Here is an 18,964-nt window from a genome sequence, read left to right as displayed (position 1 = left end):
CGCCGAACCCATTTTCTAAGGTTAACCTTAGTAAGAGGATACTATTGTGGCTCGTAAAACCCCTATCGAGCGCTACCGTAACATCGGTATTTGTGCTCACGTAGACGCCGGTAAAACCACCACTACCGAGCGGATCCTGTTCTACACAGGCGTTAACCACAAGCTTGGTGAGACCCACGACGGCGCGTCTACCATGGACTGGATGGAGCAGGAGCAAGAGCGTGGTATTACCATCACTTCTGCAGCAACTACCACTTTCTGGCAAGGTTCAGATCACCAATTCGAACAACACCGTGTTAACATCATCGATACTCCAGGACACGTTGACTTCACTATCGAAGTAGAACGTTCACTGCGTGTTCTTGATGGTGCGGTTGTTGTTTTCTGTGGTTCTTCTGGTGTTGAGCCTCAGTCTGAAACCGTATGGCGTCAGGCTGACAAATATGAAGTTCCACGCATGGTTTTCGTCAACAAGATGGACCGTGCAGGCGCAGACTTCCTACGCGTTGTTGATCAAATCAAAAATCGCCTTGGTGCGACCCCTGTGCCAATTCACTTGAACATCGGTGCTGAAGACGAGTTCAAGGGCGTTATCGATCTGATCAAAATGAAAGCGATCAACTGGAATGAAGAAGACATGGGTATGACTTATACCTATGAAGAGATTCCAGCTGAACTTCAAGAGCAAGCAGAAGAGTGGCACAACTTCTTGGTTGAGTCTGCTGCAGAAGCGTCTGAAGAGCTGATGGACAAGTACCTTGAAGAAGGTGAGCTGTCTGAAGAAGAAATCAAGAAGGCGCTGCGTCAGCGTACTCTAGATAACGAAATCGTACTGGCAACCTGTGGTTCTGCATTTAAGAACAAAGGCGTTCAGGCGGTACTGGATGCGGTTATCGAATTCTTACCTTCACCAATCGACGTTAAGTCAATCAAAGGTGAAGACGAAGACGGCAACCCAATCGAGCGTCACGCAGACGACAAAGAACCGTTCTCCGCGTTGGCATTCAAAATTGCAACTGACCCATTCGTAGGTACGCTGACCTTTATGCGTGTTTACTCGGGCGTTGTAAGCTCAGGCGATACTGTTTACAACTCTGTTAAGCAGAAGCGTGAGCGTCTAGGCCGTATCGTACAGATGCACTCGAACAAGCGTGAAGAAATCAAAGAAATTCGCGCCGGTGACATCGCGGCCGCGGTTGGTCTAAAAGACGTAACTACGGGTGATACTCTGTGTGCGATGGATTCAAAAGTAATCCTAGAGCGTATGGAATTCCCTGATCCAGTTATTCAGATCGCGGTTGAGCCTAAGTCTAAAGCAGACCAAGAGAAAATGGGTATCGCGCTAGGTAAACTGGCGGCAGAAGATCCATCTTTCCGCGTTGAGTCTGACGAAGAGTCTGGCCAGACCCTGATCTCTGGTATGGGTGAGCTTCACCTAGACGTTATCGTTGACCGTATGCGCCGTGAGTTTAACGTTGAGTGTAACGTTGGTAAGCCTCAGGTAGCGTACCGTGAAACTATCCGTGGTAGCACGGAAGTTGAAGGTAAGTTCGTTAAGCAGTCAGGTGGTCGTGGTCAGTATGGTCACGTATGGCTGAAGCTTGAGCCATCTGAGCCAAACGAAGGCTTTGTCTTTGTTGACGAAATCGTTGGTGGTGTGGTTCCACGTGAATACATCGGCGCGGTAGCGAAAGGCGTTGAAGAGCAAATGAAAAACGGTGTACTTGCCGGTTATCCAGTGCTCGACGTTAAAGCAACCCTGTACGATGGTTCTTACCACGATGTTGACTCCAACGAAATGGCGTTTAAGATCGCTGCATCAATGGCATTCAAGAAAGGTGCACTGCAAGCGCAACCTGTTATGCTTGAGCCAATGATGAAAGTAGAAGTAACTACGCCAGAAGAGTGGATGGGTGACGTTGTTGGTGACTTGAACCGTCGCCGTGGCCTGATTGGCGGTATGGACGAGGGCCCAGCGGGTCTGAAGATCGTACGTGCTCAGGTACCACTGTCTGAAATGTTCGGTTACGCCACTGACCTGCGTAGTGCAACTCAGGGTCGTGCTTCATACTCAATGGAATTCAGCGAGTATGGCGAAGTGCCTAAGAACATTGCCGACGCCCTGATTGCAGAGCGTAGCTAATTTTTATTAGTCTCGATGCCGGCGTGTTGTCGGCATCCAATGGTAAAACTACTCTGACTGCCGCTATCTGTACTGTACTTGCAAAAGTACACGGTGGTGCAGCGCGTGACTTCGCATCAATCGATAACGCACCAGAAGAGCGTGAGCGTGGTATCACCATCGCGACTTCGCACGTAGAATACGATACGCCAACTCGCCACTACGCGCACGTTGACTGCCCAGGGCACGCCGACTACGTGAAAAACATGATCACCGGTGCAGCGCAAATGGACGGTGGTATCCTAGTAGTAGCAGCGACTGATGGCCCAATGCCACAGACTCGTGAGCACATCCTGCTAGGCCGTCAGGTAGGCATCCCATACATCATCGTATTCATGAACAAATGTGACATGGTTGATGATGAAGARCTACTTGARCTAGTTGAAATGGAAGTACGTGAGCTGCTTTCAGAGTATGACTTCCCAGGTGACGACTGCCCAGTAATCCAAGGTTCAGCRCTAGGYGCTCTGAACGGTGAAGAGCAGTGGGAACAGAAGATTGTTGAGCTAGCGGAAGCACTGGATTCTTACATCCCAGAGCCAGAGCGTGCAATCGACAAGCCGTTCATCCTRCCAATCGAAGACGTATTCTCAATCCAAGGCCGTGGTACYGTAGTAACTGGTCGTGTTGAGCAAGGCATCATCACCGTTGGTGACGAAGTAGAAATCGTGGGCATGAAAGACACCACCAAGACCACTTGTACTGGTGTTGAAATGTTCCGTAAGCTTCTAGACGAAGGCCGTGCAGGTGAGAACGTTGGTGTTCTTCTGCGTGGTACTAAGCGTGACGAAGTTGAGCGTGGTCAAGTACTGGCGAAGCCTGGTTCAATCACCCCGCACACTAAGTTCGAGTCAGAAGTATACGTACTGTCTAAAGACGAAGGCGGCCGTCATACTCCGTTCTTCAAAGGCTACCGTCCACAGTTCTACTTCCGTACAACTGACGTGACCGGTACTATCGAACTGCCAGAAGGCGTTGAGATGGTAATGCCTGGTGACAACATCAAGATGGTTGTTNCCTGGTTCAATCACCCCGCACACTAAGTTCGAGTCAGAAGTATACGTACTGTCTAAAGACGAAGGCGGCCGTCATACTCCGTTCTTCAAAGGCTACCGTCCACAGTTCTACTTCCGTACAACTGACGTGACCGGTACTATCGAACTGCCAGAAGGCGTTGAGATGGTAATGCCTGGTGACAACATCAAGATGGTTGTTGAGTTGATCGCGCCAATCGCGATGGACGAAGGTCTACGTTTCGCTATCCGTGAAGGTGGCCGTACCGTAGGTGCTGGTGTTGTTGCTAACATCATCGCGTAATGCGTTGAGTTAAAAACATACCACTGAAAAGGAGCGCATTGCGCTCCTTTTTTTATGGCAGTACCCCAGACGTTGACCGTATGGCGCTTTGGCTTTATGCGACCTTTTTGTTTGTGTAGCTATTGCGTAAATAATCAATTGTTATATGAAAACCCTTTACCTGAAGCGCAATGCAAACTATTCTCGTTATAGTTTATGTTGTAGGGTGAGAATGATGTTTGTATGTATTTGCCATGCTGTATCGGATAAAACCATTAAGCAGCTTGTGAATCAACAAGGCGTGACCAGCATTCGCGAATTGCGTCGGCTCACTCCGCTGGGTTCACAGTGTGGTAAATGTGTGCGTCAGGCAAAAGAGGTGATTCACGATCAGGTGCAAGTGATTACATTACAGCAAGCCAGCTAACTCAGCAGTACTGAGTAAAATTTGACAGCCTCCTTATGGGTTCTACAGTTGATAAACAGAACCCATAAGGAGGCTTTTGCCATGAAAGGCGACCCAAAATCGATTGCGTTTTTAAATACCGTGCTCGGCAATGAACTTATTGCCATCAACCAGTACTTCCTTCATGCACGTATGTTCAAAGACTGGGGCTTAAAAGTTATTGCCCATAAAGAGTATGAAGAGTCGATCGATGAGATGAAGCACGCGGACAAGTTGATTGAACGCATCTTGTTCTTAGAAGGGATACCGAACTTACAAGACTTAGGCAAGTTACGCATCGGCGAAGATACGCAAGAAATTTTTGAGTGTGACCTCGCGCTAGAGATGCAGGCACACGAAGACTTGAAAGAAGCCATTGCCTACACCGAAAGTATACGTGATTACGTCTCGCGAGATTTGTTCCAGTATATTCTCGACGATGAGGAAGAGCACATTGATTGGCTGGAGACTCAGCTAGGTCTGATTGAGAAAGTGGGACTCGAAAATTATAACCAAGCGCAGATGATTGAAGATGCGAGCGATAAAGACTAAGGCGAGGCTTACGCTATCGCGGTAGATGAACGCACCCCATGGGTGCGTTTTTGTTTGGGCTTATTTTTTAACCAAGACTTGCAATAGGGCGCGGCATCGGTATAATGCTGCGCACTGCTTAAGTCTCCGGACTTCCGACGCAGTTGTGAACCAATGAGCATCGAGGAATGGAACAGTAAACTGTTCGTTTAATGTATACTCCGCTTATGTTCGCAGTCATAATATAATGGCTGACAATGTGCCTAATTTTGGCACTACGGTTTCACATAAATTAATCGGCATTCCCTCGCTCTAGTGAGGCAGAATGGCGATATTGTTTGTGTAAAAATTTTTGAATTTGGAGCTCTGTCTCATGCAGAACCAACGTATCCGTATCCGCCTAAAGGCGTTCGATCATCGCTTGATCGATCAGTCTACCGCGGAAATCGTTGAAACCGCTAAGCGCACTGGCGCACAGGTTAAGGGTCCAATCCCTCTACCTACTCGTAAAGAGCGCTTCACCGTTCTTATTTCTCCGCACGTAAACAAAGACGCACGTGACCAGTACGAGATTCGTACTCACAAACGTCTGATCGACATCGTTGAGCCAACAGACAAGACTGTTGACGCTCTGATGCGTCTTGACCTTGCTGCGGGCGTTGATGTTCAAATCAGCCTGGGCTAAGGGGGAGTAGATAATGATTGGTCTAGTCGGTCGTAAAGTCGGTATGACTCGTATCTTCAACGAAGATGGCGTATCTATCCCGGTAACCGTAGTTGAAGTTGAAGCGAACCGTGTTGCTCAGGTGCGTAAGCCTGAAGTTGACGGTTATGCCGCAATTCAAGTTACTACAGGCGCGAAGAAAGCAAACCGTGTAAACAAGGCACAAGCTGGCCACTTTGCGAAAGCAGGTGTTGAAGCGGGCCGCGGTCTGTGGGAATTCCGTCTGGAAAATGGTGAAGAGTTCGAAGTTGGCGCTGAGCTAAACGTTGATCTATTCGCTGAAATCAAAAAAGTAGACGTTACTGGCACGTCAAAAGGTAAGGGCTTCCAAGGCGGCGTTAAGCGTTGGAACTTCCGTACTCAAGACATGAGCCACGGTAACTCTTTGTCTCACCGTGCTCCTGGTTCTATCGGTCAATGTCAGACTCCAGGTCGCGTATTCAAAGGCAAAAAAATGGCAGGTCACATGGGTGCTGAGCGTGTAACGACTCAAAACCTAGAGATCGTACGTGTTGACACTGAGCGCAATCTGCTTCTTATCAAAGGTGCAGTCCCAGGTGCTACAGGTGGCAACGTGATCGTTAAACCAGCCGTTAAAGCGTAACGTCGAGGAGATAGTAATGGAATTGGTAGTCAAAGGCGCCGACGCGCTAACTGTTTCCGAAACTACCTTCGGGCGTGAATTCAACGAAGCCCTGGTTCACCAGGTAGTCGTTGCATACGCAGCTGGTGCCCGTCAAGGTACTCGCGCTCAGAAAACTCGTTCAGACGTATCTGGTGGCGGTGCTAAGCCATGGCGTCAGAAGGGTACTGGTCGCGCCCGTGCAGGTACAATCCGCAGCCCAATCTGGCGCAGCGGTGGTGTCACTTTCGCAGCTCGTCCTCAGGACCACAGCCAGAAAGTTAACAAAAAGATGTACCGTGGTGCTCTGAAGAGCATTCTGTCAGAGCTAGTTCGTCAAGAGCGTTTGATCGTTGTTGATAACTTCTCTGTTGAAGCACCAAAAACTAAAGAGCTTGTCGCTAAGCTGAAAGAGCTTGAGCTGAACGACGCTCTGATCGTAACTGCAGAAGTTGATGAGAATCTGTTCCTTGCTGCACGTAACCTGTACAAGGTTGACGTACGCGATGCAGGTACCATCGACCCAGTTAGCTTGATCGCTTTCGACAAAGTCGTGATGACTGCTGAAGCAGTTAAACAAGTTGAGGAGATGCTGGCATGATCACTGAAGAGCGTATCCTAAAAGTTCTGCGTGCTCCGCACATCTCTGAAAAAGCAACTATGGCTGCTGAAAGCGCGAACACTATCGTGTTTAAAGTAGCTAAAGAAGCAACTAAGAAAGAGATCAAAGCGGCAGTTGAAAAACTGTTCGAAGTTGAAGTTAAGTCTGTTCGTACCCTAGTAGTTAAGGGTAAGACCAAACGTCAAGGTATGCGCGAAGGTCGCCGTAGCGATTGGAAAAAAGCGTACGTTATCTTGAAAGAAGGTCAGGACATCGACTTCGTTGGCGGCGCAGAGTAAGACGGAGGAGTAACAGCAAATGGCTATTATCAAATGTAAGCCGACTTCACCGGGTCGTCGTCACCTTGTTAAAGTGGTTAACCCAGATCTTTATAAGGGCAAGCCATACGCACCACTACTAGAGAAAAACTCTAAGTCTGGTGGTCGTAATAACAACGGTCGAATCACAGTGCGTCATATCGGTGGTGGTCACAAACATCATTACCGTGTAATTGACTTCAAACGTACTAAAGACGGTATCCCAGCGAAAGTTGAGCGTCTTGAATACGATCCAAACCGCAGTGCAAACATCGCGCTTGTACTTTATGCGGATGGTGAACGTCGTTACATCATTGCACCTAAAGGCCTAAAAGCCGGTGATCAGATCCAATCTGGTGCAGATGCAGCTATCAAGGTAGGTAACACCCTGCCAATGCGTAACATCCCAGTGGGTTCTACTATCCACAACATCGAGCTGAAACCTGGTAAAGGCGCTCAGCTTGCACGTTCTGCGGGTGCTTATGCTCAGATCGTTGCTCGTGACGGTGCATATGTCACACTCCGCCTGCGCAGCGGTGAAATGCGTAAAGTTCTTGCTGAAGGTCGTGCGACCCTAGGCGAAGTGGGTAATTCAGAGCACATGCTACGCGAACTGGGTAAAGCCGGTGCGTCACGCTGGAAAGGCGTACGTCCAAGCGTACGTGGTGTTGCAATGAACCCAGTTGACCACCCACACGGTGGTGGTGAAGGCCGTACCTCAGGTGGTCGTCACCCAGTATCACCTTGGGGTATGCCAACTAAAGGCTTCAAGACCCGTAAGAACAAACGTACCGACAAGTACATCGTACGTCGTCGTAACAAGTAATTATTATCAGAGGATAAGCCATGCCACGTTCTCTCAAGAAAGGTCCTTTTATTGACCTGCACTTGCTGAAGAAGGTAGAGAAAGCGGTGGAAAGCGGTGACAAGAAGCCTTTAAAGACTTGGTCCCGTCGTTCAATGATCATCCCACAGATGATCGGATTGACCATCGCTGTCCATAATGGTCGTCAGCATGTACCCGTTTTCGTTTCTGAAGAAATGATCGGTCACAAGCTGGGCGAGTTTGCACCAACACGTACTTATCGCGGCCACGCTGCTGATAAGAAAGCTAAGAAGCGTTAAGGGGTAAGAAATGGAAGCTATTGCTAAACATCGCTTTGCTCGTATCTCGCCTCAAAAAGCACGTTTGGTTGCGGATCAAGTGCGCGGTAAAGACGTAGCACAAGCACTAGAAATTCTAACCTTCAGCAACAAAAAAGCGGCTGATCTGGTTAAGAAAGTGTTGGAATCTGCTATTGCAAACGCCGAGCATAACGAAGGTGCGGATATCGACGATCTAAGCGTCGCCAAAGTCTTCGTTGATGAAGGCCCAATCATGAAGCGTATTATGCCTCGTGCAAAAGGCCGTGCCGATCGCATCTTGAAGCGTTCTAGCCACATCACTGTTGTTGTAGCAGACCGCTAAGAGACGAGGAGATAAAGCAATGGGTCAAAAAGTACATCCTAATGGTATTCGTCTAGGCATCGTTAAGCCTTGGAATTCCACTTGGTTTGCTAATAACCAAGATTTCGCTGACAACCTAGACGGCGACTTTAAGGTACGTCAGTTCTTGACTAACGAACTGAAAAAAGCGTCAGTATCTCGCATCGTTATCGAGCGCCCTGCCAAGAGCATCCGTGTGACCATTCACACTGCACGCCCTGGTGTGGTTATCGGTAAGAAAGGCGAAGACGTTGAGAAGCTACGCGCACATGTTGCGAAACTAGCCGGTGTACCAGCGCAAATCAACATCGCTGAAGTACGTAAGCCAGAGCTGGACGCGCAACTTGTTGGCGACAGCATCGCTTCTCAGCTAGAGCGCCGTGTTATGTTCCGTCGTGCGATGAAGCGCGCGGTACAAAACGCAATGCGTCTAGGTGCCAAAGGTATCAAAGTAGAAGTAAGCGGCCGTCTAGGCGGTGCTGAAATTGCTCGTACCGAGTGGTACCGTGAAGGCCGTGTGCCACTGCACACACTTCGTGCTGACATTGATTACGCAACTTCTTCTGCTCACACCACTTACGGTGTTATCGGCATTAAAACCTGGATCTTCAAAGGTGAAGTTCTAGGCGGAATGGCTGAAGTGGAGCAAAAGGCTGACAAGCCGAAGAAGCAGCGTAAAGGCCGTAAGTAAGGAGTCTATCGATGCTTCAACCAAAACGTACTAAGTTCCGCAAGACTTTTAAAGGTCGTAACCGCGGTCTGGCGCACGGTACTGACGTAAGCTTCGGTACCTATGGCCTGAAAGCTGTTGGTCGCGGTCGTATCACTGCGCGTCAAATTGAGGCGGCTCGTCGTGCGATGACTCGTCACATTAAACGTCAGGGTCAAATCTGGATCCGTATCTTCCCAGACAAACCAATTACTGGTAAGCCGTTGGAAGTTCGTATGGGTAAGGGTAAAGGTTCAGTAGATTACTGGGTTGCCCAAATCCAACCAGGTAAAGTCCTGTACGAAATGGATGGTGTTCCTGAATCACTGGCTCGCGAAGCGTTTGAACTGGCTTCACGTAAGCTACCGATCAAAACCACTTTCGTAACTAAGGCGGTGATGTGATGAAAGCACAAGAACTACGTGAAAAGACTGTTGAGCAGCTGAACGAAGAGCTGATGGGTCTGCTGCGTGAGCAGTTTAACCTGCGCATGCAAGCGGCTACTGGCCAGCTTCAGCAAACTCACACTCTTAAAGCTGTTCGTCGCGATATCGCACGTGTTAAAACCGTATTGACTGAGAAGGCTAGCGCATAATGAGCGAGAACATCCGCACTCAGCAAGGTCGCGTTGTCAGCGACAAAGGCGATAAGACTATCGTTGTTGCTATCGAGCGTTTTGTGAAACACCCTATCTACGGTAAGTACATCAAGCGCACGACCAAGCTGCACGTTCACGATGAATCTAACGAGTGTAACCAAGGTGACACTGTAGAAGTTCGTGAGTGTCGTCCAATCTCTAAGACTAAGTCTTGGACATTGGTTCGCGTTGTTGAAAAAGCGCGCATCTAAGCGATTTTTCAAACAATATAAGTCAAACGGCTCTCATTTGGGGGGCCGTTTATTTTTTTATCTACCCATCCGGTCAAAATAGTGTTATTATTCGCCGCCCTTGTAATAAGGCAGCCCGACCCGAGATGGGTCTAGATGTAATAACAGCGGAGCACTAACAATGATCCAAATGCAAAGTATGCTGGACGCAGCCGATAACTCCGGCGCTCGCAGTGTAATGTGTATTAAGGTTCTGGGTGGCTCTCACCGTCGTTACGCCCATGTTGGCGACATCATCAAAGTTACCGTTAAGGAAGCAATTCCACGCGGTAAAGTGAAAAAAGGTGATGTGCTTAAGGCGGTGGTAGTTCGCACCCGTAAAGGCGTACGTCGTCCAGACGGCTCTGTCATTCGCTTCGACCGTAATGCTTGCGTGTTGTTGAACAACACGAACGAGCAACCAGTCGGCACACGTATCTTTGGCCCTGTGACACGCGAACTTCGTACTGAAAAGTTCATGAAGATTGTGTCTCTGGCGCCTGAAGTTCTGTAAGGAGCGATCTCATGGCAGCTAAAATCCGTCGTAACGACGAAGTTATCGTTCTTGTCGGTAAAGACAAAGGCAAGAAAGGTAAAGTATCTAAGGTTCTACCGACCGGTAAAGTTATCGTTGAAGGTATTAACCTCGTTAAGAAACACCAGAAGCCTGTACCGGCTCTGGGCGTTCAAGGTGGCATCGTAGAAAAAGAAGCCGCTATTGACGTTTCAAACGTGGCAATCTTTAACGCAGCAGCTGGTAAAGGTGACCGTGTAGGCTTCCGATTTGAAGACGGCAAAAAAGTACGTTTTTTCAAATCGACTGGCGAAACTATTAAGTAATTCTGGAGTAGTACAATGGCGAAACTGCATGATTACTACAAAGAGACCGTTGTAGCTGAGCTTTCTAAGCAATTTGGCTACAAGAGCATCATGCAAGTCCCAAGGATCGAAAAGATCACCCTTAACATGGGTGTGGGCGAAGCTCTGAACGACAAAAAACTGCTTGAAAATGCAGCTGCTGATATGACCGCTATCGCTGGTCAAAAGCCGCTGATCACCAAAGCACGTAAATCAGTCGCAGGCTTTAAGATCCGTGAGGGCTACCCGATTGGTTGTAAAGTAACCCTACGTGGCGAGCGTATGTGGGACTTCTTTGAGCGTCTAATCGCAATCGCAGTTCCTCGTATCCGTGACTTCCGTGGTCTGAACCCGAAAGCGTTCGACGGTCGCGGTAACTACAGCATGGGCGTTCGCGAGCAAATCATCTTCCCTGAGATTGACTACGATAAAGTCGATCGTATCCGTGGTCTTGATATTACTATCACTACCACTGCAGGTACTGATGAGGAAGGTCGAGCTCTGCTGGCTGCCTTTAACTTCCCATTCCGTAAGTAAGGTGAAGGGTTACTGTTATGGCTAAAAAATCCATGAAAGCACGTGATGTAAAGCGTGCGAAGCTCGCAGCCCGTTACGCTGAAAAGCGTGATAACCTGCGTGCGATCATCAAGAATGTAAACACGTCAGACGAAGAGCGTTGGGACGCAGTCCTGAAGCTTCAGTCGCTACCGCGTGATTCTGCGAAGTCTCGTCAGCGTAACCGCTGTAACCAGACTGGTCGTCCACATGGCTACCTACGCAAATTCGGCCTAAGCCGAATCAAGGTTCGTGAAGCTTGCATGAAAGGCGAGATTCCGGGTCTGCGTAAGGCAAGCTGGTAATTGAATCACGGGAGTAAAGACTTATGAGCATGCAAGATCCGATCTCGGATATGCTGACCCGCCTTCGCAACGGTCAGGCAGCAAAAAAAGTTGCTGTAAAAATGCCTTCGTCAAAGCTGAAAGTGGCAATTGCTGAGCTACTAAAAGCAGAAGGTTATGTGGCTGAGTACGCTGTAAGTGGCGACGCGAAGCCTGAACTGGAAGTGACGTTGAAATACTTCGAATCTAAACCAGTTATCGAGCAAATCCAACGTGTTAGCCGTCCAGGTCTGCGCATCTACAAAAAGAAAGATGAGCTACCTTCTGTGATGGGTGGCCTTGGTATTGCAGTTGTTTCAACTTCGAAAGGTTTGATGACCGATCGCGCAGCTCGCAAAGCGGGTCTGGGCGGTGAAATCATCTGCTACGTAGCTTAATAAGGAGTAGGAAATGTCTCGTGTTGCAAAAGCACCTGTCGTAGTTCCTGCCGGCGTAGAGGTGAAACTTAACGGTCAGGACATCACTGTAAAAGGAAGCAAAGGCGAACTAAGCCGTACGCTTCACGATATGGTGGCAGTAAACCAAGAAGACAACACCATTACCTTTGCACCAAGTGTAGAGCACGCTAAAGCATGGGCTCATGCTGGTACTGCTCGCGCACTGGTTAACAGCATGGTTGTTGGTGTGACAGAAGGCTTTACCAAGAAGCTAATCCTGAAGGGTGTTGGTTACCGTGCAACTGTTGCGGGTAACAAACTGAACCTGACACTTGGCTTCTCTCACCCAGTAGAACACGTTCTACCTGAAGGTGTTAAGGCAGAGTGCCCAAGCCAAACTGAAATTGTTATCAGCGGTGCTGATAAACAAGCGGTTGGCCAGGTCGCTGCTGAAATCCGCGCATACCGCAAGCCAGAGCCTTACAAAGGCAAAGGCGTTCGTTACTCTGACGAAGTTGTGCGTACTAAAGAAGCTAAGAAGAAGTAAGGTAACACTATGGATAAGAAAGCATCTCGTATCCGTCGTGCGACCAAAGCACGACGCAAGATCGCGGAAATGGGTGCGACTCGCCTGGTGGTACACCGTACTCCACGTCATGTGTACGCACAGGTTATCGCTGGTAACGGCGCGGAAGTCATCGCCGCCGCTTCTACCGTAGAAAAAGCGATCCGTGAACAAGTTAAGAGCACCGGTAACAAAGACGCCGCAGCAGCAGTAGGTAAAATCATTGCTGAGCGTGCGAAGGAAAAAGGCATCGAAGCTGTTGCTTTTGACCGTTCCGGTTTCCAATACCACGGCCGTGTGGCTGCACTGGCAGATGCTGCCCGTGAAGCTGGTCTGAAATTCTAAGGTAGGTGGAAGATGGCTAACGATAAACAACAAAGTGATTTGCATGAAAAGCTGATCGCTGTAAACCGTGTTTCTAAAACGGTTAAAGGTGGTCGCATCTTTACCTTCACCGCCCTGACTGTGGTTGGTGATGGTAACGGTCGCGTTGGTTTCGGTTACGGTAAAGCCCGTGAAGTACCAGCAGCGATTCAGAAATCAATGGAAAAAGCGCGCCGTAACATGATTACTGTTGCGCTGAATGAAGGTACTCTTCACCACGCTGTTAAAGGCCGCCACACTGGTTCTAAAGTGTACATGCAGCCAGCATCAGAAGGTACGGGTATCATCGCCGGTGGTGCGATGCGTGCTGTGCTTGAGGTTGCGGGCGTTCAAGACGTTCTGGCCAAAGCATACGGTTCTACCAACCCAATCAACATCGTTCGTGCAACGATCGATGGTCTGGGTGGTATGAAGTCTCCAGAGATGGTAGCTGCTAAGCGTGGCATGCCTGTTAACGAAATTCTGGGGTAATACGACATGGCTAAGACAATTAAAGTAACACAGACTCGTAGCGCTATCGGCCGTTTGCCGAAGCACAAAGCGACCCTGCGTGGCTTGGGCCTACGTCGCATCAACCACACTGTTGAACTTGAAGATACTCCGTGCGTGCGCGGTATGATCAATCAAGTCAACTACATGGTTAAAGTGGAGGAGTAATCACATGCGTTTGAATACTCTATCTCCGGCTGCAGGCTCAAAGCCTTCTGCTAAGCGTGTAGGCCGTGGTATTGGTTCAGGTCTGGGTAAAACTGGTGGCCGTGGTCACAAAGGTCAGAAATCACGTTCAGGTGGTTCTGTACGCCCAGGTTTCGAAGGCGGTCAAATGCCTTTGAAACAGCGTCTGCCAAAATTTGGTTTTACATCGCGCAAGAGCCTAACTTCTGCTGAAGTTCGCCTAAGTGAACTAGCAAAAGTTGAAGGTGACGTGGTAAGCCTAGAGTCACTAAAAGCAGCGAACGTTGTTGCACAAGACACCCGTACGGCGAAAATCGTACTGTCTGGTGAAATCGCTCGCGCTGTGACTGTTAAAGGTGTTCGTGTCACTAAAGGCGCTAAAGCGGCAATCGAAGCTGCAGGCGGTAAAATCGAGGAATAATTAGCTCGAGGACGAGGTACAGATGGCAAAACAACCAGGACAAAACTTCAGTAGTGCAAAAGGCGGGATCGCGGAGCTGAAAAGCCGTCTACTTTTTGTAGCTATGGCATTATTGGTATTCCGTGCCGGCTCTTTTGTGCCAATTCCTGGTATTGACGCTGCTGTACTTGCCGATCTGTTCGAACAGCAACAAGGGACCATCATTGACTTGGTAAACATGTTCTCTGGTGGTGCCCTTGAGCGTGCTTCGATACTGGCACTGGGGATCATGCCGTACATCTCGGCATCGATCATTGTCCAGTTACTGTCAGTGGTTCACCCCGCGTTAGCGGAGTTGAAGAAAGAGGGCGAATCTGGCCGTCGTAAGATAAGCCAGTACACCCGCTACGGCACGCTTGTGTTGGCAACCTTCCAAGCAATTGGAATTGCGACCGGGTTACCAAGTATGATGCCAGGTCTGGTGATTAATCCAGGTCCTGCTTTTTACTTTACTGCGGTAGTCAGTTTGGTCACAGGCACCATGTTCTTGATGTGGTTGGGTGAACAAATTACCGAACGCGGTATTGGTAATGGTATCTCGCTGATTATTTTCACCGGGATTGTCGCAGGTCTGCCACCGGCAATTGGACAGACAATAGAGCAAGCGCGTCAAGGCGACATGTCTCCGCTTCTCTTGCTAGGTATTGCTGTTATCGCGTTGGCGGTAATCTACTTTGTGGTCTTCATGGAGCGTGGTCAACGTCGTATCGTCGTTAACTATGCGAAGCGCCAACAAGGTCGTCGTGTCTTTGCAGCGCAAAGCACGCACTTGCCACTGAAAATTAACATGGCAGGGGTTATCCCAGCGATCTTTGCATCAAGTATTATTTTGTTCCCTGGCACACTTGCTAACTGGTTTGGTAAGGGTGATCAGACAAGCTGGCTGACCGACGTGTCTTTGGCACTAAGTCCTGGCCAACCGGCTTACGTAATACTTTATGCGGCGGCGATTATCTTCTTCTGCTTTTTCTATACAGCGTTGGTGTTTAACCCTCGTGAAACGGCAGATAACTTGAAGAAGTCAGGAGCGTTCGTACCTGGTATTCGCCCGGGTGAGCAGACTGCTAAATACATTGATAAAGTGATGACACGTTTGACCCTCGCGGGCGCCATGTACATTACCTTTATCTGTCTGATCCCCGAGTTCATGATGATTGCGTGGGATGTCCACTTCTACTTTGGTGGTACATCACTACTTATCGTAGTAGTCGTAATCATGGACTTTATGGCTCAAGTTCAGACTCATTTGATGTCTCAACAATATGAGTCCGTGTTGAAAAAAGCCAACCTTAAAGGCTACGGCCGCTAATAGGTTGTCTATTTACGGAGTTTAGCAATGAAAGTTCGTGCTTCCGTTAAGAAAATCTGCCGTAACTGTAAAGTGATCAAGCGTAACGGTGTCGTTCGCGTGATCTGCAGTGAGCCTAAGCACAAGCAGCGCCAAGGCTAATAGCAGAATATTTTTCTTGCAAAATGAGGTCAGGCTGGCTACATTAGCCAGCCCACCTTTTGTATGTGCAAAAGAAGTGGTTATGCCGCTGCGTATCCTCAACGGGCTCTGCAGCGGTTCTACTTGAAAAGTACTAGGAGTGAATAGTGGCCCGTATAGCAGGCATTAACATTCCTGATCAAAAGCACGCTGTAATCGCACTGACTGCGATTTACGGTGTCGGCAAAACTACCTCTCAGGCTATCCTAGCCGAAGCAGGTATTGCTGAAAGCACTAAGATCAGTGAACTATCAGAAGAGCAGATCGACCAGTTGCGTGACGGTGTAGCCAAGTACACTGTAGAAGGCGATCTACGTCGTGAAATTTCCATGAACATCAAGCGTCTTATGGACCTTGGCTGTTACCGCGGTTTGCGTCATCGTCGCAGCTTGCCACTTCGTGGTCAGCGTACGAAGACCAACGCACGTACCCGTAAGGGTCCGCGCAAACCGATCAAGAAATAATCGGGGTAGGTAAGTACTATGGCTAAACAACCAACTCGCGCACGTAAACGCGTACGCAAGCAAGTTGCTGATGGCGTTGCGCACATTCATGCGTCTTTCAACAACACAATCGTTACGATCACTGACCGTCAAGGCAACGCTCTAGCATGGGCTACTGCCGGTGGTTCAGGTTTCCGTGGTTCTCGTAAGTCGACTCCATATGCTGCACAGGTTGCTGCAGAGCGTTGTGGTGAGATGGCGAAAGAATACGGCCTGAAAAACCTCGAAGTGATGGTTAAAGGTCCAGGTCCAGGCCGCGAATCTACTATTCGTGCCCTGAACGCGGCGGGCTTCCGCATCACTAACATTGTTGATGCGACTCCGATCCCGCACAACGGTTGTCGTCCACCTAAGAAACGCCGCGTTTAATCACGCTTAGTGCTGTTTCTTAGAATATTGGAGAAAGATCATGGCAAGATATTTGGGTCCTAAGCTGAAGCTTAGCCGTCGCGAAGGTACTGACTTGTTCCTTAAGTCAGGCGTACGCGCGATTGATACCAAGTGTAAAATTGATAACGTCCCAGGCGTTCACGGTCAGCGTCGCGGCCGTCTGTCTGACTATGGCGTTCAGCTTCGCGAGAAGCAAAAAGTACGTCGTATCTACGGCGTAATGGAAAAGCAGTTCCGTAACTACTACAAAGATGCTGCCCGTATTAAAGGTAACACAGGTGAAAACCTGCTTCAGCTTCTTGAAGGTCGCCTAGACAACGTAGTTTACCGCATGGGATTTGGTGCAACTCGCGCCGAAGCTCGCCAGCTGGTAAGCCACAAAGCGATCCTAGTTAACGGCAAAGTTGTTAACGTACCTTCTTTCAAGGTTTCGGCAAACGACGTTGTTAGCATTCGCGAGAAAGCTAAGAACCAAGCGCGCATCAAAGCAGCACTAGAAATCGCTGCACAGCGCGAGCTGCCAACTTGGATCGAAGTAGACAGCAAGAAGATGGAAGGCACATTCAAGCGCCTACCAGAGCGTTCTGATTTGTCTGCTGACATCAACGAACACCTGATCGTCGAGCTTTACTCTAAGTAAGGCTAAACTAAAGAGAGGACATAATGCAGGGTTCTGTAACAGAATTTCTTAAGCCGCGTCTGGTTGATATCGAACAAGTCAGCTCTACGCACGCAAAAGTAACTCTTGAACCTCTAGAGCGTGGCTTTGGCCATACTCTGGGGAATGCGCTACGTCGTATCCTACTTTCATCAATGCCAGGCTGTGCGGTGACGGAAGTTGAAATTGACGGCGTACTGCACGAGTACAGCACCAAAGAAGGGGTTCAGGAAGATATCCTGGAAATCCTACTTAACCTTAAAGGCCTAGCCGTTAAGGTTGAGGGTAAAGATGAAGTTATCCTTACTCTGACCAAGTCTGGTGCAGGCCCTGTTGTTGCAGGCGACATCACCCATGATGGTGGTGTTGAGATTGCGAACCCAGAACACGTTATCTGCCACCTGACTGATGCAAACGCTGAAATTAGCATGCGTATCAAGGTAGAACGTGGTCGTGGCTATGTACCAGCGTCTGCGCGCATTCACAGCGAAGACGACGAGCGTCCAATCGGCCGCTTGCTTGTTGATGCAACGTTCAGCCCAGTAGACCGTATTGCTTACAACGTTGAAGCAGCACGTGTTGAACAGCGTACTGACCTCGACAAGCTTGTTATCGATATGGAAACTAACGGTACACTGGATCCTGAGGAAGCGATTCGCCGTGCAGCAACCATCCTAGCTGAACAGCTAGATGCGTTTGTTGACCTGCGAGACGTGCGCGTCCCTGAGGAGAAAGAAGAGAAGCCAGAGTTCGATCCGATCCTACTGCGTCCTGTAGACGATCTTGAACTAACTGTTCGCTCTGCCAACTGTTTGAAAGCAGAAGCGATTCACTATATCGGTGATCTGGTACAGCGTACTGAGGTTGAGCTTCTGAAAACGCCAAACCTTGGTAAGAAGTCTTTGACTGAAATTAAAGACGTGCTGGCTTCACGTGGTCTGTCTCTAGGCATGCGCCTAGAAAACTGGCCGCCAGCATCAATCGCTGAAGATTAATCAGATACTGATTATTTAGTTAGAAGGATTAGGTCATGCGCCATCGTAAGAGTGGTCGTCAACTCAATCGCAACAGCAGCCATCGTAAAGCGATGTTCAGCAACATGGCTAGCTCGCTGGTAACTCACGAAGTTATCAAAACAACTCTGCCTAAGGCAAAAGAGCTGCGTCGCGTCATTGAACCGTTGATTACCCTAGCTAAGAACGACAGTGTTGCTAACCGTCGTCTTGCATTCGCTCGTACTCGTAACGACGAAGTTGTAGCGAAGCTTTTCAATGAACTCGGCCCACGTTTTGCTTCACGTGCTGGCGGTTACACTCGCATTCTTAAATGCGGTGTTCGCTCAGGTGATAAAGCCCCTATGGCTTACATCGAGCTCGTTGATCGCCCAGAGCAAAAAGCTGAGGAAGCTGCAGAGTAATTCTTTACTCTTGCAGATAAGCTAGAAAAGCCAGGCCTTGTGCCTGGCTTTTTCTTTATCTATCAGGTGCTTCGTCAATCCTTTAGCGCAACCCATCCGCTTTTATGCCTTCAACCAAGCTTAATATAGGTATTAAAAGCGTCATTTTAGCTGTTTTCGTTGGTTATTCGCGCAAAGTGCCCAAAAAGAGCACATTCGATAAAAAAGATGTGATTTAGTGTTGACGGGGGTCACAATTTCTATAGAATGCCGCCCTACTTAACGCAGACAACGCGTTAGGGGAGTCAAAAAGAGGTTTTGTTTTCGCCGGTTGGCATCAACAAAAAGATAAAATTTCTTCTTGACTTCATCGGCAAGGCGAGTAATATACGCAGCCCTGACCGAGCGAAGCAACGCTTCGCAAGTCAACGCTCTTTAACAATTTGACCTATGCAATCTGTGTGGGCACTCGTTGAGAATAGACAAAAAGATTTATTCGATGAACTGAGTGACCAAACGACAACTTTTAT

At 48.7% G+C, this 18,964-nt stretch carries 31 protein-coding genes and 2 pseudogenes; all 33 read left to right on the top strand.

What is annotated here, in order from left to right; translation table 11 throughout:
* Positions 1-46 precede the first annotated feature (46 nt).
* Entirely contained in the window at positions 47-2,143 is a 2,097-nt protein-coding gene (fusA, locus tag BZG84_RS07330) for an elongation factor G (protein ID WP_077479741.1), read from the top strand.
* A gap of 38 nt (positions 2,144-2,181) precedes the next feature.
* A pseudogene (tuf, locus tag BZG84_RS07325) lies at positions 2,182-3,198 on the top strand (elongation factor Tu); the annotation flags it as partial.
* Position 3,199: 1 nt separating this feature from the next.
* Positions 3,200-3,499, top strand: a pseudogene (locus tag BZG84_RS07320) (hypothetical protein); the annotation flags it as partial.
* Between the two features lie 214 nt (positions 3,500-3,713).
* Positions 3,714-3,905 (top strand): bacterioferritin-associated ferredoxin, encoded by a 192-nt coding sequence (gene bfd / locus BZG84_RS07315; RefSeq protein ID WP_069590747.1) that lies wholly within the window; start codon positions 3,714-3,716, stop codon positions 3,903-3,905.
* Positions 3,906-3,986: 81 nt separating this feature from the next.
* Complete coding sequence (gene bfr / locus BZG84_RS07310; RefSeq protein WP_069590751.1) at positions 3,987-4,475, top strand: bacterioferritin; 489 nt, start codon at positions 3,987-3,989, stop codon at positions 4,473-4,475.
* Positions 4,476-4,827: 352 nt separating this feature from the next.
* Positions 4,828-5,139 (top strand): 30S ribosomal protein S10, encoded by a 312-nt coding sequence (gene rpsJ, locus BZG84_RS07305; RefSeq protein WP_002541412.1) that lies wholly within the window; start codon positions 4,828-4,830, stop codon positions 5,137-5,139.
* 13 nt (positions 5,140-5,152) lie between these two features.
* Positions 5,153-5,782: a 50S ribosomal protein L3 gene (gene rplC, locus BZG84_RS07300; RefSeq protein WP_069590754.1), complete on the top strand. Its 630-nt coding sequence runs from the start codon at positions 5,153-5,155 to the stop codon at positions 5,780-5,782.
* Positions 5,783-5,798: 16 nt separating this feature from the next.
* Positions 5,799-6,401: a 50S ribosomal protein L4 gene (gene rplD / locus BZG84_RS07295; protein ID WP_069590755.1), complete on the top strand. Its 603-nt coding sequence runs from the start codon at positions 5,799-5,801 to the stop codon at positions 6,399-6,401.
* On the top strand, positions 6,398-6,700 hold the full coding sequence (gene rplW, locus BZG84_RS07290) for a 50S ribosomal protein L23 (RefSeq protein ID WP_069590756.1): 303 nt from the start codon (positions 6,398-6,400) through the stop codon (positions 6,698-6,700). Before rplD ends, rplW begins: the two co-directional genes overlap by 4 nt.
* A 19-nt stretch (positions 6,701-6,719) precedes the next feature.
* Entirely contained in the window at positions 6,720-7,544 is an 825-nt protein-coding gene (rplB, locus tag BZG84_RS07285; protein ID WP_069590757.1) for a 50S ribosomal protein L2, read from the top strand.
* 20 nt (positions 7,545-7,564) lie between these two features.
* Positions 7,565-7,843, top strand: a complete 279-nt coding sequence (rpsS, locus tag BZG84_RS07280) for a 30S ribosomal protein S19 (RefSeq protein WP_021024467.1) — start codon at positions 7,565-7,567, stop codon at positions 7,841-7,843.
* Between the two features lie 10 nt (positions 7,844-7,853).
* Entirely contained in the window at positions 7,854-8,186 is a 333-nt protein-coding gene (gene rplV / locus BZG84_RS07275; protein ID WP_069590759.1) for a 50S ribosomal protein L22, read from the top strand.
* A gap of 19 nt (positions 8,187-8,205) precedes the next feature.
* Positions 8,206-8,895 (top strand): 30S ribosomal protein S3, encoded by a 690-nt coding sequence (gene rpsC / locus BZG84_RS07270; RefSeq protein WP_069590761.1) that lies wholly within the window; start codon positions 8,206-8,208, stop codon positions 8,893-8,895.
* Positions 8,896-8,906: 11 nt separating this feature from the next.
* A complete protein-coding gene (rplP, locus tag BZG84_RS07265) occupies positions 8,907-9,317 on the top strand; it encodes a 50S ribosomal protein L16 (protein ID WP_069590764.1) in 411 nt (136 codons plus the stop codon).
* Positions 9,317-9,508 (top strand): 50S ribosomal protein L29, encoded by a 192-nt coding sequence (rpmC, locus tag BZG84_RS07260; RefSeq protein WP_069590766.1) that lies wholly within the window; start codon positions 9,317-9,319, stop codon positions 9,506-9,508. The genes rplP and rpmC overlap by 1 nt, the downstream gene beginning before the upstream one ends.
* Entirely contained in the window at positions 9,508-9,762 is a 255-nt protein-coding gene (rpsQ, locus tag BZG84_RS07255; protein ID WP_069590768.1) for a 30S ribosomal protein S17, read from the top strand. The genes rpmC and rpsQ overlap by 1 nt, the downstream gene beginning before the upstream one ends.
* Before the next feature lie 160 nt (positions 9,763-9,922).
* Positions 9,923-10,294: a 50S ribosomal protein L14 gene (rplN, locus tag BZG84_RS07250; RefSeq protein ID WP_069590770.1), complete on the top strand. Its 372-nt coding sequence runs from the start codon at positions 9,923-9,925 to the stop codon at positions 10,292-10,294.
* 11 nt (positions 10,295-10,305) lie between these two features.
* Positions 10,306-10,620 carry a 50S ribosomal protein L24 gene (gene rplX, locus BZG84_RS07245; protein WP_069590772.1) on the top strand — a complete coding sequence of 105 codons (315 nt, stop codon included), beginning with the start codon at positions 10,306-10,308 and terminating at the stop codon, positions 10,618-10,620.
* A gap of 15 nt (positions 10,621-10,635) precedes the next feature.
* Positions 10,636-11,175: a 50S ribosomal protein L5 gene (gene rplE, locus BZG84_RS07240; RefSeq protein WP_077458125.1), complete on the top strand. Its 540-nt coding sequence runs from the start codon at positions 10,636-10,638 to the stop codon at positions 11,173-11,175.
* 17 nt (positions 11,176-11,192) lie between these two features.
* Positions 11,193-11,498, top strand: a complete 306-nt coding sequence (gene rpsN / locus BZG84_RS07235) for a 30S ribosomal protein S14 (protein ID WP_069590785.1) — start codon at positions 11,193-11,195, stop codon at positions 11,496-11,498.
* Positions 11,499-11,521: 23 nt separating this feature from the next.
* Complete coding sequence (gene rpsH, locus BZG84_RS07230; RefSeq protein WP_069590786.1) at positions 11,522-11,914, top strand: 30S ribosomal protein S8; 393 nt, start codon at positions 11,522-11,524, stop codon at positions 11,912-11,914.
* A gap of 13 nt (positions 11,915-11,927) precedes the next feature.
* Complete coding sequence (gene rplF, locus BZG84_RS07225; RefSeq protein WP_077481254.1) at positions 11,928-12,461, top strand: 50S ribosomal protein L6; 534 nt, start codon at positions 11,928-11,930, stop codon at positions 12,459-12,461.
* 9 nt (positions 12,462-12,470) lie between these two features.
* Positions 12,471-12,824 carry a 50S ribosomal protein L18 gene (gene rplR, locus BZG84_RS07220; protein ID WP_021024479.1) on the top strand — a complete coding sequence of 118 codons (354 nt, stop codon included), beginning with the start codon at positions 12,471-12,473 and terminating at the stop codon, positions 12,822-12,824.
* A 12-nt stretch (positions 12,825-12,836) separates the two neighbouring features.
* Positions 12,837-13,334, top strand: coding sequence for a 30S ribosomal protein S5 (gene rpsE, locus BZG84_RS07215; protein WP_077458131.1), 498 nt, complete (start codon positions 12,837-12,839; stop codon positions 13,332-13,334).
* A 6-nt stretch (positions 13,335-13,340) separates the two neighbouring features.
* On the top strand, positions 13,341-13,520 hold the full coding sequence (rpmD, locus tag BZG84_RS07210) for a 50S ribosomal protein L30 (protein ID WP_069590791.1): 180 nt from the start codon (positions 13,341-13,343) through the stop codon (positions 13,518-13,520).
* Between the two features lie 4 nt (positions 13,521-13,524).
* On the top strand, positions 13,525-13,959 hold the full coding sequence (rplO, locus tag BZG84_RS07205) for a 50S ribosomal protein L15 (protein ID WP_077458133.1): 435 nt from the start codon (positions 13,525-13,527) through the stop codon (positions 13,957-13,959).
* Positions 13,960-13,981: 22 nt separating this feature from the next.
* Positions 13,982-15,307 carry a preprotein translocase subunit SecY gene (gene secY, locus BZG84_RS07200; RefSeq protein ID WP_069590794.1) on the top strand — a complete coding sequence of 442 codons (1,326 nt, stop codon included), beginning with the start codon at positions 13,982-13,984 and terminating at the stop codon, positions 15,305-15,307.
* 27 nt (positions 15,308-15,334) lie between these two features.
* A complete protein-coding gene (rpmJ, locus tag BZG84_RS07195; RefSeq protein ID WP_000868186.1) occupies positions 15,335-15,448 on the top strand; it encodes a 50S ribosomal protein L36 in 114 nt (37 codons plus the stop codon).
* A 146-nt stretch (positions 15,449-15,594) separates the two neighbouring features.
* Entirely contained in the window at positions 15,595-15,951 is a 357-nt protein-coding gene (gene rpsM / locus BZG84_RS07190) for a 30S ribosomal protein S13 (protein ID WP_069590796.1), read from the top strand.
* 18 nt (positions 15,952-15,969) lie between these two features.
* The gene (gene rpsK / locus BZG84_RS07185; protein ID WP_069590798.1) at positions 15,970-16,359 is read left to right on the top strand and encodes a 30S ribosomal protein S11; all 390 of its coding nucleotides are present in this window, start codon (positions 15,970-15,972) and stop codon (positions 16,357-16,359) included.
* 40 nt (positions 16,360-16,399) lie between these two features.
* Positions 16,400-17,020, top strand: a complete 621-nt coding sequence (rpsD, locus tag BZG84_RS07180; RefSeq protein ID WP_069590800.1) for a 30S ribosomal protein S4 — start codon at positions 16,400-16,402, stop codon at positions 17,018-17,020.
* A gap of 23 nt (positions 17,021-17,043) precedes the next feature.
* Positions 17,044-18,033, top strand: coding sequence for a DNA-directed RNA polymerase subunit alpha (locus BZG84_RS07175; protein ID WP_077663516.1), 990 nt, complete (start codon positions 17,044-17,046; stop codon positions 18,031-18,033).
* A 35-nt stretch (positions 18,034-18,068) separates the two neighbouring features.
* Positions 18,069-18,455, top strand: coding sequence for a 50S ribosomal protein L17 (gene rplQ / locus BZG84_RS07170; RefSeq protein ID WP_069590805.1), 387 nt, complete (start codon positions 18,069-18,071; stop codon positions 18,453-18,455).
* Positions 18,456-18,964: the final 509 nt, after the last annotated feature.

The organism is Salinivibrio sp. PR932 (assembly GCF_001996125.1).
Classification (GTDB): Bacteria; Pseudomonadota; Gammaproteobacteria; order Enterobacterales; family Vibrionaceae; genus Salinivibrio; species Salinivibrio proteolyticus.
The sequence above is the reverse complement of the archived record's forward strand: the minus strand, read 5'-3'. Positions and strand labels throughout refer to the sequence as shown.